We start from the raw sequence: 12799 nt of genomic DNA on the forward strand, positions 1-12799 counted from the left end.
ATCTCTATTGCGGTTTTTCATAACCTGAAATATTTTCTGCTAAAAATTCTTCTACTTTATCGCCAAAATTACTGAGCCCTTTTAATTCTAACTGAACAAAAATACCTGTTTGTAATTTCGCTTCGGAATTAGCACTAATGGCATTAATATATTTTCGACCGACAACACGAAACCGCCAGCAACAGCTTTCTTTTTCAAGCCCAATGAAACTCTCTTTTGTGGTATTAAACTTTAAAGAATATTGCCAGCGTCCAACCGCATACCAATTATCATAAATCGGCCAACGGAATGAAACGTCACTTTGAATCAGTTCATTTTGTCGATAATGGTAACCTAGGTTGATAATTTGATCGGGACGATTGATAAATTGTAACCCTGCATGACCTCGAGTAAATTTATTTTCGTAAGGATCCCATTGTATGTTGGTTGAAAAAGAAAGGTGTTCATTAAAACGTCCGCTCAGCTCGGTCACAAGATTAGACAGTCGGTTGGTTTCTATTTTTTGTCCAGGAAGAACGGCTGTTCTATCTGCAAAATAAAAAATTTCACCAATACCCAGTTTTAAATATTCCATCCCTGTATTAGAATTGATAATTCGAGAGCTTAATCCAACAGAGAGTTGGTTGGTATTTTGAATTCGATCTAACCCACTGTAGCTGTATTCTCTAAACAAGCTGTTGTAGGTGAAATCATTGAGTGCCGTATCAAAAATGGGAATGTCATCTTGATTGGTTTCAGGAACATAAAGGTAAAATACTCTAGGTTCTATGGTATGTAAAAGATTAGAGCTGCCGAACTTAAAGGATTTTTCAAAAAATAAGCCACTATCAACCGAGGCGATGGGTAAGCCTCGGCTGATACTATTGGATTTTCCTGCCAGTTGGTTGTTTAATTCGTACTGTGTATATTGAAATGACAGTTTAGGGGTGATATAAGAGCCTGCGCCAATTATCGGTAAGCTGATGGAAGGTTTGGTATTAAAACGGTGACCTGTGACGCTGTTTGAACGATAAAAGTTGGTATAACTATTATTCATATCAAGATCAACAGGGATCGTTGAATCAAATGAATGCGCGAGGTTGAGTGATAATTCAGGCAGTTTTAAGTAGGGGCGAAATTCATTAGGAATGGTTCGATCAATGGTTTGATAACTTTCGCCGCGCGCTAAAAATGAAATGCCTTGTTGTTGATAACGAAGATCCGCTCGACTTCTCACGTGTCGTCTATCTGAAATGCTTAAGGTATCGCCTAACTCATCAAGATAATCATCATCTGAAATGTAGTTAAGATCTATATCGGCACTTAATCCCGGTGCAAATTGAGTTAAATTTTTAATTTGCCCATGATATCGCGCACGATCACGTAATTCATCATACGGCATGTATTCTATGCCTACGGAGCCTCGGGTCATTCCCGTTAAATATCGAAATTCGCCGCCTAATAATGCACCCCGTTTACTTAAGTAGCGGGGTCGTATGGTGGCATCAAAGTTAGGGGCGATATTCCAATAAAAAGGGATTTCAATATCAACCCCATTTTCTTCATTTGATCCCCAACTAGGAAATAACAATCCTGAAGTTCGACGATCATCAATAGGAAAGTTAATATAAGGGGTATAAAGAAGGGGAACGCCTTTGAATTCTAACCAAGCATTTGTTGCCGCTCCCAGTCCTGTTTTTTTGTTCATTTTGAAGCGATCCGCATGAATAATCCAATCTTGATTCCCTGGGCGACAACTGGTGTAGGAGGCTTCTTTATAATGGGATAGCATGTCGCTGTCTCGATAGGCAACGTCAGCACTTCCTCTGATGGGGCCATCGAGTGAAATAAATAAAACATCCCGTAAAATGGATTGATCGGTTGCAAAATGCAAGGAGGCACTGTTACTAAATAAGGCGAGGCCATCTTCACTATAATACACTTGTCCTTGTGTATCCATCATATCAGAGACGGTATCATAACTGGCCTTACTCGCGCGAAGGTGTTGGTCAGCCCGTCGCATTTCAACATTTCCTGAAAACCCTGTGATTTCACCCTCAAGTAGTTCAGAATGATCCGAGGTTATATCAAGCGGGGTTGACTCTCTAAGATGTTTTCTGGGCATTCTACTTTTTACGATAGGTTGACGACTATCACATTGCCCCCAAGGGTCGTAAGAAAATTCGGTAAGTAAGTTTTTAAACGCACTTTCTTGTTGTCGATTGAACGCGGGATCGAGAAAAATACTGCCTGCTTGAGACTCGTTTTCAATGGTTTGTTTTTTCCCTTTGGGATCAACGCCGACTAATTGACAATCCCAATTTTTATCTTGGGTGTTCGGTAAACAGTTCCAGCCATCAGGATTAGCGGCTTGCTTTGGCGGTGCCGCAACAGGACTATTCATAATGGCATTCGGGGTTACCACGGCAGAAATGGGGGCAGGATCCGTCGCGAGTTTAACGTTAATTTCTTGTTCGATTTTAGGGACAGGTACGGGATCTTTTTGAGTTGATATAACCGGTAATGTCGGTTCAGCTAATGGTTTTTTAACCTGAGTCTGGGTATTTTCTGAGGGTAATCCCTCTGTTTCTACAGGTTGAGAGGATGAGGGTAATTGGGTGATGCAGGACCACTCACCGGCTTCATTTTTTTGGCAATTCCAATCCGCCGTTGCCGCAAAATTAAACGGTGCATAGATCAAAAGGGAAACAACAACAAGATGACGGTTCATGATTAGTTTTTTAGCTTATTAATACAAAAATCGAATAGAATGTGAACCCACTATTCTACCTTAAATTTAATTATTACTTTTAATAAAAGCCTTAATCTTTATGACAACTACTGATAAACGAGCCACTGCTATTTTAAATTGGCTAACAAATGATATTTCTTTAGACGTACGTTCTTTTGAAATGGCCTCAAGTGATGCTAGTTTCAGGCGTTACTTTAGGCTTCATGATGCTCAAGAATCGTACATCGTTATGGATGCACCGCCTGATAAGGAAGCTATTACCCCTTTTATTAATGTGGCTATGTTATTAAAAAAGGCAGGTGTTAATGTGCCGACTATTTATCATCAAAATGTTCCACAGGGATTTTTAGTCCTCACTGATTTTGGGTCAACGTGTTTATTAGATCAGCTTGATAATGAAAATGCCGATGAGCGTTATCAATTAGCATTGGATGAATTATTTAAATTACAATCAACGGTTATTGCCACGTATCCAACCCCCTTACCTTATTATGATAAAGCCTTATTAACCAATGAATTATCCCTTTTTTATGACTGGTTTACTCAGCAATTAATGGGAAAAACGATTCCTGTTCCTTTACAACATGATTTAAATACACTCTTAATTGATTCCGCTTTAGAGCAACCCCAAGTTTGTGTTCATAGAGATTATCATTCCCGTAATTTAATGGTTGTTGATTCAACCTCACTTGGGGTAATTGATTTTCAAGATGCGGTCATTGGAGCTATTACCTATGATTTAGTTTCATTACTGCGTGATTGCTATATTGCATGGCCTCCCGAACGTTTAGAGGGATGGCTTAAATCGTATTATCAACGTTTAGTTGATGATGAAATGCTTAAAGTTTCTTTTGACACCTTTCAACGTTGGTTTGATTTAATGGGGTTGCAACGCCATCTAAAGGTCTTGGGTATTTTTTCACGACTCTATTTGCGTGATAATAAAGCGAGTTATTTAGCCGATATTCCACAAACAATGGCTTATGTTGAACAAATTTGCCAACGCTATTCAGAATTAACTGAATTTTATCGTTGGCTTAATCATGAAATTCTTCCTACCTATCAACAAAAATTATGAAAGCAATGATTTTAGCGGCAGGACGGGGTGATCGAATGCGTCCATTAACGGATAAAACACCTAAGCCCCTGTTAAAAGTAAATGGGAAGCCTTTAATTCAATACACGATTGAAAATTTGGTTAAAGCTGGGTTTAAAGAAATCATTATTAATGTGGCTTATTTGGGGGTGCAAATTATTGAAATGCTGGGTAAGGGTCATCAATTTGGGGCAACGATTACTTATTCGGATGAAGGTAGCCAAGGATTAGAGACGGCAGGGGGAATTATTAAGGCCTTACCTTTACTCGGCAATCAACCTTTTATTGTTATTAATAGTGATATTGCTTGTGATTTTCCACTGGAAAAACTTAAGCAGCAATCATTAAAATTAGCGCATTTAATTTTAGTTAATAATCCAGAATTTCATTTGGAAGGGGATTTTTCATTAGCTGAAAATGGAAAATTAGGCACGATAGAGAGCAATCGTTATACCTTTAGTGGAATCGGCCTTTATCACCCGAAACTTTTTGAAAATTATGGTAACAATACATTGAAGCTAGGCCCTATTTTAAAAGAAGCGGCTAACAAGGGAGACGTGTCAGGAGAGAAATTTGAAGGGTTATGGGTTGATATAGGAACACCTGAGCGGTTACAGGTTGTGAATGATCACTATAAATCTTAATTAAAAAACTCCCACATTATTTAATCAAATAAAGTGGGAGTTATAGACTAAGTAGTATTTAATTCTATCTTTGGATGAATAGAGAAATACGTTTTAGCTTACGTTTACACTAAGGTGCAGGAGGTTGATCGCCTTCGCCTTCAGGTGCAGGTTGGTCGCCTTCTGGTGCAGGAGGAGGTTGATCGCCTTCACCTTCTGGAGCTGGTGGAGGAGGTTGATCACCTTCGCTAGGAGCAGGTTGAATGCCTTCACCTTCAGGAGCATTATCTAATTGCTCACCCAGTACATCGACTAAACCACCATCAGAATCTTCACTGTCTTCATCACTTTGAAGCATTGCATCAATAGCAGGTTGGCAAGTTGCTTTATCTTCTAATTCACCAAAAACAACTTCATAATTAAGAGATTTTCCTCGTTGTTTTAAAACAACATCGAAAAAACCACCATCTAATTCTGGATTTCCAGATTGCAAAATTTTAACACAAGGGATAATTAACTCACCTCGTTCAAAATCGGCTCTAGCTCCGCCTGAAATTCTATCTCTTCGTTTTCCCATTTCAGGTTTTCCTGCATCAGCCCTACCTGCTTCGGATTTTCCCATTTCAGGTTTTCCCGCATCAGCCCTACCTGCTTCGGATTTTTCCATTTCAGGTTTTCCTGCATCAGACCTACCTGCTTCGGATTTTTCCATTTCAGGTTTTCCTGCATCAGACCTACCTGCTTCGGATTTTTCCATTTCAGGTTTTCCTGCATCAGGCCTACCTGCTTCGGATTTTTCCATTTCAGGTTTTCCCGCTTCTTCTCCGATAGCAAATACCGAACTTACGGATAAAATGGATATTATAGCAACGGCTAATATATTTTTTTTCATTTTCACTCTCCAGTTGAAAAAATTTGACAAATTTACGTGCTGTCGGTATTGATTATATTTAATTAAGGTTTTTATGCAATTATTATGTCTTAAAAACGGGTTATTTATCACAAAAATTGAACCTAATGACCTTTAAAAGTGACTAAGGGATGATCTTTATTTTTCAACCCATTCTTGTAAGGCGGCAACAATTTCTTTTGCTTGCTTCGCACTTGAAATATTGAATTTAGATTTTTGTTGATATTCACCATCGCGTTTTTGATAACGACGAATCGTGTATTTGTCGGCACTGTACTCTTCTTTTGTACGATTCCAGTCTTGATAACGGTAAATAACCGTTGCCCACGCCCCTTTTGTTAAAACTTTTTTATCAAGTTCTTTAATTGTTTCTATACCACCGTCTTCATAGGTTACGGTAAGATCATCGACTGTTTCTGCCATAATGGTTTCCCTTTTAATTGAAATAAGCTATTTACTAAAGCCATATTCTACAATTATCCTGTAATGGTGCGTTAGCATCAATCATCATTTTAGTTTTAGTGCCTAAATTTTCACACTAAAAAATAGCTTCAAATGACTTTCGGCTAATTTAAAGCGAGTTAAAGGGTCGTCTTGACGCGAAGTATGACGTTATTTGATAGCCCCGCTTTAATTAAGGATTAGTCCTATAATATGACGATAGATGAACTAAAAATTAAACCCATAAATATCTTTTAACACTAGCCTAATAGGTATCATAAAAAATGAGATTATTACGAAACTATTTAATTCCTCTCCTTTGTTCTTTGGCGTTAACTCAAACTGTTATGGCCGCCCCAGATGACAGTTTATGGAATAAAACACTTAAAACCAGCTATTTTGCAGGAAAAAACATTCAAGAATCTGATACGGTTATTGAATTAGAAACCCCTTATCGAGCAGAAGACCCCGCTTTAGTTCCAATAAAAATTATAAGTAAAATTAAGCAAACTAACGATCATTATATTAAGAAAATCACCGTTATCATTGATAAAAATCCCTATCCTTTTGTGGCTGAATTTGAATTAACGCCTAAAACAGGAAAAGCAGATTTAGCCATGCGGGTTAGAGTTAATACCTACAGTTATATTCGAGCAATTGCCGAAATGAATAATGGACAGCTCCACATGTCTAAAAAGTTTGTTAAAGCAAGTGGCGGGTGTTCGGCCCCTATCGGTGCGGATTTAGAGACCGCGATGAAACGTTTAGGGAAAATGAAATTTAAAGTGAATAAAAAAATTAAACTGGGTGAACCCTCGTTAGCCCAGTTATTAATCAGTCATCCTAATATTACGGGGATGCAAATGGATCAAGTGACACGTTTTACTAAAAAGTCACATTTTATGGAAAAATTATCAATTAGCTTTAATGATCAACGTCTATTAACGGCAAAAACAGACATTGCAATTAGTGCCGATCCTAATTTTAGGTTCTATTTTATACCTGAAAAATCAGGGGTTTTAAAAGCTGAATTTAGCGATACATCCTGTGAAAGCCCGACCAGTCGTAAGGTGTGTACTCAAGGGAGAAAATACACACAAACGTATACGGTCGCGCCTTAAAAAGACGCTTAAATTTAAGAGCAATCAACGTTTAAGTTGATTGCTTACGTTTCATGTTTGAATATTGTAATAAACTCAAACAACCTAACATAATGAAAGCGACTAAAGTCCAGCCTGGAATACTTAAACCCAAAAATTCCCATAAAACCTCAGCACATTCGCCCGTGCCATTTAACATTAATTTTAGCGTATCAATTAAGGGAAAGTTATCAAAAATATAGCTTAACCCTGGGCCACATTCAGGAACTTGATCTTTAGGCATATTTTGTATCCAAATATGCCGCCCTGAAACCAACGCACCTATTAAGGCCGCAATTGCACCCAAACAAGCATAAACCTTAACCCCTGTTTCTGATGGATTATGAAGGGCTGCGATAAGAAAAATAATCCCGACGAATAAAATCGCAATACGTTGAGAAATACATAATGGACACGGCTGTAAGTCCATGATGAATTGAAAGAAAGCCCCGACCGATAACATCAAGACACAACTTACAAAGCCTAAGAAGAACCAAATTCTGGCATTAAATTTTATTATTTCAAACATTATTCAATATTTTTTTTAAAGAGCTTAATATCCCGTGATGGGCCCATAACAACTAAAATATCCCCTGCGTTAATTTTATGCTTTTTTTCAGCTAACGAAAAGTGCAAGGTGTCTTTGTGTTCTTTACTTACAATTCCAATTAAAATTAAATTAGCGGTTTCATCAATATTCAATTTACATAGTAAGCTATTTTCTAAAGAGCAGCCTTTAGAAATTTTAATTTCAGCCATATTCAAATCATGTCGACCAAAAACAGTATGATCTAAAATATTGGTCATATCAGGTTTTTTAATCAGTTCATGAATTTTTCGCCCACAAATTTCATACGGGTCAATGATTTTATTTGCCCCCGCCGCTAAGAGTTTTTCGGCGGCGCCTTGATTTTCAACAATGGCAATAATATGTAAATTTTTATCTAATGCACGGGCGGATAAGGTTAAAAAAACATTATTGGCATCATTTGGAAAAAAGCAAAAAATAATCGCAACATCCGATCCAACTCCAATAGCTCGTAAGTCATCATCACTTTGAAAATTTATACAGCTAATATCAACCTGATGTTCTTTTGCTTGTTCAATTTGTTTTTCATCATGCTCAACTATTACGAGTTGATAGACTGATAAGTCCAAACGGGACATGGCTTCGATAGACAATCGGTTATAGCCAAAAATAACAATTTTTTTCATTTTAAGCGACTCTGTTCTATTTGATCTCGAAAATGCTCAATACTTAAATCACGACCTAAAACGACTAGAATATCATTTTTTTTACAAATAAATTGTTTTTCAGGATTAAAGAAAAAATGCTGATGCTTTACTTGATAACGGTTACGATGTTTCCTATGTTTGGTATTGGTACTAATGACACCGACCAATCTAAGTTTTCGATGCTCAAATTGGATGTCTTCAATTTTAAGCCCTTCTAAAAGTGAATGAGGTTGAACAATTAAGGTATCCATCCTGATATGTTTATGCCCTTGTAAAATCCCTAAGATCGCTTCAAAAGCAACGGGTTGTCCAATATACTCAACTGCAAGTAAACCCGCAATTTCAAACGGTTGGATGACATGGTTTGCCCCCGCTTGTTTTAATTTTTTTACATTATCATCATGATTAGCCCGTGAAATAATTTTAATGTCCGCATTCAAATATCGGCTACTTAACGTTACGTAGACATTGGAAATATCATTACCCGTGGTACACAGAATAGAACTCGCCCCACGATTAATCCCTGCATTTAATAATACTTCATTTTTACTGGCATCGTCATGAATGGCTAAAATATTATGATGGTGGGCGTACTTAATATTATCTAGGGTTTTGTCAATAATAATAAATTGCATCTTATCTTTTGTTAATTGTTTGGCTATTTCTTGACCGACACGACCAAACCCACAAATAATGATAAAGGCTTCATAACGATCTAATTCAGCATAGGTTCTATTTTCACGTAGGATGTACATTTTATCATTAAAGGCGGCCACAATAATGGATGTAAAAAATGACAAGGTGCCTAAACCACTAATAATTAAAGAAATAGCCACTAAACGTCCCCCTATTGTTTGGGGGGTAATATCGCCATAACCGACCGTTGAAATAGTTACAATGGCCCAATAAAAAGCATCATATAGATGTTGTATTTCTCCGCCGTTGACTTCATTTTCAAATAAATAGAGTCCAATACTCGCAATAAAAACCAGAAAGCCCATGAAAATTAACAACGTGATTAACTCAAAGCGTTTACTGTTTAAAACATCAGTAAAGAGTTTGATGCTGTTGGAATAACGAAATAATTTAAAGAGTCGGAAAATTAGAAAAACACGTAGAAAACGTAATGGACGATAACTAGGAAGAATCGCTAGTAAATCTATGAGTGCAATGGGTGAAAAAATATAAGCTAACTTTTTATATAAAATTTTTTTTAAAACATGGGACGAATGGAACGGTATATTTAAATAATCCGATTTTTCATGATAGTCAATAATAATTTTATGGCTATCACTGTATAACCAGCCTCGAATCAAATATTCGATAATGAAAATAGTGACCACAACGTGTTCAAACAGTTGCCCTAGAAAACCTAATTCCCCGTTAACTTCATAAACAAGCAGAAAAACGCTTAACATCACCAAGAAAATCATAAATAAATCAAAATATGATTTTAGACGACTATGTGGATTTTCTAGCAGGTTATAACAAAAAGATTTGCAGCGGGTATAACGGGGAGACGTTTTTATAAAATAGGCACTGTAAATTAAGAATCGCTTTATAATCACAGCTAAACTACTTTGAGACGCTCAAGATTCATAGTTAATTTTATTAGGTGTTATGTTCGACAAAAAAAGAACATTTAGAGGGATGGCGAAGGGGTAAAAAATTGACGAGTTTTTCAAAGAAGATCATGGAGGATCTAAGCTTAAAATAATAATTTTTATGATAACTATATCAGGTCATGTTTAAAAAAAATGACCCGACATAAAAGTGACAACTAATTCAGAAATTAGTTAACGCTTATTTAATTTTTAAATAGGAATAACGTTATTCGCGCAGGGTCCTTTTTCACCTTGAGTTATTTCAAACTCAACATTTTGACCTTCATCAAGTGTCGTATAGCTATCACCAGTTTTTATTTCAGAATGATGAACGAAAAGATCTTTGCCACCTTCATTAGGTGTGATGAAACCAAAACCTTTATCGGCATTAAACCATTTAACTGTACCAGCAGATTTACTCATTTTATTATTTTCCTAAGTCTTAAATTTAAATTCATATCAATAAAAGATTGATAATACCATTCTAACACAATCTCATAGCGATCGCATGGATACGGTTTGATTTTATCTTTCGCTAATTAAAATCATTCTGAAGTGACCTAAATTAAGTACGAACTTAGATTATTTGGACTGAAAAAATATTTTTTGATGGGGCCTGTTTTAGCTGTTTTAAAAACTCGCCAATAGCTAAATCTATTGGACTCCGTCGTTATATACAAACGTGAAAAAACTTGATTTTCACTCCTCTGCGTAACATCAGTTCATAAATCATAACGTTTACGTTTACGCCAAAAAGTAGCGCGACTCATCCCAAGCAATTTAGCCGCTTTTGTTACTTTTCCATCAGACGCTTTTAAAGCCTGTTCAATCGCATTTTTTTCATTACCAACGCTCGGCGGAATGATGTTAACCGTCTCTTGAGTTGAGAGGGCGATCTCTCTAAACTCTGGCGGTAATTCAAAGAGGCGTAAAATCGTTCCTTGCCCAACAACAAATGCGTATTCTAAAACATTTTGTAATTCTCGAATATTACCCCGCCATTGATAATCGAGTAATACGCGCATCGCATCGGGGTCAATGGTTTCTATTTGACGAAACCCCTTTTGATTATGTAATTCAATAAAATGGGCGAGTAATAAATTAATATCTTCACGACGTTCACGCAAAGGGGGTAAAAAAATAGGCACTACTCGTAAACGGTACATTAAATCTTCTCGAAAACGTCCTTCTTTAACTTCTTCACGTAAGGATCGGTGAGTCGCTGCAACTAAGCGAACATTGGCGGAATAAATGTGTGTTCCTCCGACAGGGGTATAGGTTTTTTCTTGAATCACTCGTAATAATTTTGCCTGTAACTCCAAAGGTAATTCACCGACTTCATCTAAAAATAAAGTTCCTCCTTCGGCTTGGCTAAATAAACCCGAATGATCTTTAATGGCCCCGCTAAATGCCCCCCGAACATGACCAAATAATTCACTCTCTAATAAATTTAAAGATAATGCGGCGCAATTAATGGCAATAAAAGGTTTATTACAGCGTGAACTTAAGCTATGAATAGCGCGTGCAACTAATTCTTTTCCTGTTCCACTTTCCCCACGGACTAATACGGTGACTTCAGTTTTTGCCGCACTTTGAATAATTTGAAAGACAGGTTGCATCTGGGGTGCGCGACTTAAAATGCCATGAAAATTTTGCTGTAAAGAGGTGTTGGCTTCAATGGTTTGCAACCAATTTTTAGATTTAGGGAGGCCCTGTTTCATTATTGTCTCATTCTGTTTCACTATAAAGGTTTCATTGAAACGTTTTTGAAACATGATAACAGTTTTAGCCGATGATGAAAATAAAAAATAACTTGAATTACAGTTACTTATGGAATAAAGTGGATTTGGCATTGTCCTTGCAATTCAAAGTAATGTTAGTATATTTTTAATAGCCTTTATTCTTAGCAGGAGAACACCATGATTTTTAGACAGCTTTTTGACGATGCAACATGGACTTACACCTATTTAATTGCAGACCTAAAAACCAAAGAAGCGGTTATTGTTGATCCCGTTAACACTCAGATTGATGTTTATCTGCAATTATTAGCATCGGAAGGGTTAACTCTCAAGTATTCGTTAGAAACGCATGTTCATGCCGATCATATTACTGCGGGGGGCTTATTACGTCAAAAAACAGGCACTAAAACCGCCGTGAGTGGTTTATGTGGCGCGGAAACTGCTGATGTTCAGATTGAAGATGGTGATGTGTTTGAATTTGGTGACGAAGAAATTAAAGTTATTTCAACTCCAGGACATACACCTGGGAGCATTTCATTTTTATGGCGTGATCGTTTGCTTTCAGGGGATTCTTTATTGGTTGGCGGTTGCGGTCGGACTGATTTTCAAGGCGGTGATGCGGGGGCGTTGTATGATGCCATTACGCAGAGTTTATTTACCTTACCTGATGATACTTTGGTTTATCCCGGTCATGATTATCAAGGACGTTGGGTTTCTACGATTCAACAAGAAAAAACCAATAATCCACGATTAACCGATAAATCGCGCGCAGAATTTATTGAGATTATGGAAAACCTAAATTTACCACATCCAAAACTCATTAACGAAGCCGTTCCTGCAAACCGTTATTGTGGTTTAGATCCCGATGAGTGTCAAGATGCGGTAGTTCGTAGAGAATTAAGCTTACCTAAACGTAATCTAGGAACGGGGGCTGATAAAGTTGCCGCTGCTAAACAAGTGATTACCGAAGTGACCGTTGAAACGTCTAAAAAACTTATTGCTGAAGGTAATATTACAGTGGTTGATGTTCGTGAAGGCGAAGAATATAACGCAGGGCATCTTGATGATGCGGTTTTATTACCGCGCGGTGTTTTAGAGTTTAAAGTCGCTAATTTTTCTGAATTAAACGATAAATCTACGGCGGTTTTAGTTTATTGTCGCACGGGAGGGCGTTCAGCATTAGCGGCACAAACTTTACAAGAATTAGGCTATAACAATGTTATGTCTATGCTAGGAGGATTTGAGGCATGGTCTAATAAATTATAAAATTATATATAAAG

At 37.0% G+C, this 12799-nt stretch carries 11 protein-coding genes and 1 pseudogene; 4 read left to right on the forward strand and 8 right to left on the reverse strand.

Annotated features, from left to right (window positions below):
• Positions 1-4: 4 nt before the first annotated feature.
• Complete coding sequence (gene lptD, locus Q9M50_01680) at positions 5-2710, reverse strand: LPS assembly protein LptD (protein ID MDQ7089344.1); 2706 nt, start codon at positions 2708-2710, stop codon at positions 5-7.
• 100 nt (positions 2711-2810) lie between these two features.
• Between lptD and Q9M50_01685 the strand changes: the two genes are divergently transcribed.
• Positions 2811-3809 (forward strand): phosphotransferase, encoded by a 999-nt coding sequence (locus tag Q9M50_01685; protein MDQ7089345.1) that lies wholly within the window; start codon positions 2811-2813, stop codon positions 3807-3809.
• Positions 3806-4471, forward strand: a complete 666-nt coding sequence (locus Q9M50_01690) for a nucleotidyltransferase family protein (protein ID MDQ7089346.1) — start codon at positions 3806-3808, stop codon at positions 4469-4471. Before Q9M50_01685 ends, Q9M50_01690 begins: the two co-directional genes overlap by 4 nt.
• A gap of 109 nt (positions 4472-4580) precedes the next feature.
• Here Q9M50_01690 and Q9M50_01695 read toward each other — a convergent pair whose 3' ends face one another.
• On the reverse strand, positions 4581-5342 hold the full coding sequence (locus Q9M50_01695; protein MDQ7089347.1) for a hypothetical protein: 762 nt from the start codon (positions 5340-5342) through the stop codon (positions 4581-4583).
• Positions 5343-5498: 156 nt separating this feature from the next.
• The gene (locus Q9M50_01700; GenBank protein ID MDQ7089348.1) at positions 5499-5783 is read right to left on the reverse strand and encodes a hypothetical protein; all 285 of its coding nucleotides are present in this window, start codon (positions 5781-5783) and stop codon (positions 5499-5501) included.
• 302 nt (positions 5784-6085) lie between these two features.
• Here Q9M50_01700 and Q9M50_01705 point away from each other — a divergent pair, with 302 nt between their 5' ends.
• Positions 6086-6922 (forward strand): quinoprotein dehydrogenase-associated SoxYZ-like carrier, encoded by an 837-nt coding sequence (locus Q9M50_01705; GenBank protein ID MDQ7089349.1) that lies wholly within the window; start codon positions 6086-6088, stop codon positions 6920-6922.
• 31 nt (positions 6923-6953) lie between these two features.
• On the opposite strand, the gene Q9M50_01710 is transcribed toward Q9M50_01705, so the two are convergent.
• From Q9M50_01710 to Q9M50_01730, 5 genes and pseudogenes are all read right to left on the reverse strand, one after another.
• Entirely contained in the window at positions 6954-7460 is a 507-nt protein-coding gene (locus tag Q9M50_01710; protein ID MDQ7089350.1) for a disulfide bond formation protein B, read from the reverse strand.
• Between the two features lie 8 nt (positions 7461-7468).
• Entirely contained in the window at positions 7469-8155 is a 687-nt protein-coding gene (locus Q9M50_01715) for an NAD-binding protein (GenBank protein ID MDQ7089351.1), read from the reverse strand.
• Entirely contained in the window at positions 8152-9741 is a 1590-nt protein-coding gene (locus Q9M50_01720; protein ID MDQ7089352.1) for an NAD-binding protein, read from the reverse strand. Before Q9M50_01720 ends, Q9M50_01715 begins: the two co-directional genes overlap by 4 nt.
• A 249-nt stretch (positions 9742-9990) precedes the next feature.
• Positions 9991-10203 (reverse strand): cold-shock protein, encoded by a 213-nt coding sequence (locus tag Q9M50_01725; protein MDQ7089353.1) that lies wholly within the window; start codon positions 10201-10203, stop codon positions 9991-9993.
• A 299-nt stretch (positions 10204-10502) separates the two neighbouring features.
• A pseudogene (locus Q9M50_01730) lies at positions 10503-11435 on the reverse strand (sigma 54-interacting transcriptional regulator).
• Between the two features lie 264 nt (positions 11436-11699).
• On the opposite strand from Q9M50_01730, the gene Q9M50_01735 reads away from it, so the two are divergent.
• Positions 11700-12785: an MBL fold metallo-hydrolase gene (locus tag Q9M50_01735; GenBank protein ID MDQ7089354.1), complete on the forward strand. Its 1086-nt coding sequence runs from the start codon at positions 11700-11702 to the stop codon at positions 12783-12785.
• Positions 12786-12799 lie beyond the last annotated feature (14 nt).

It is taken from the genome of Methylococcales bacterium, from assembly GCA_030949405.1.
GTDB lineage: Bacteria > Pseudomonadota > Gammaproteobacteria > Methylococcales > Methylomonadaceae > WTBX01.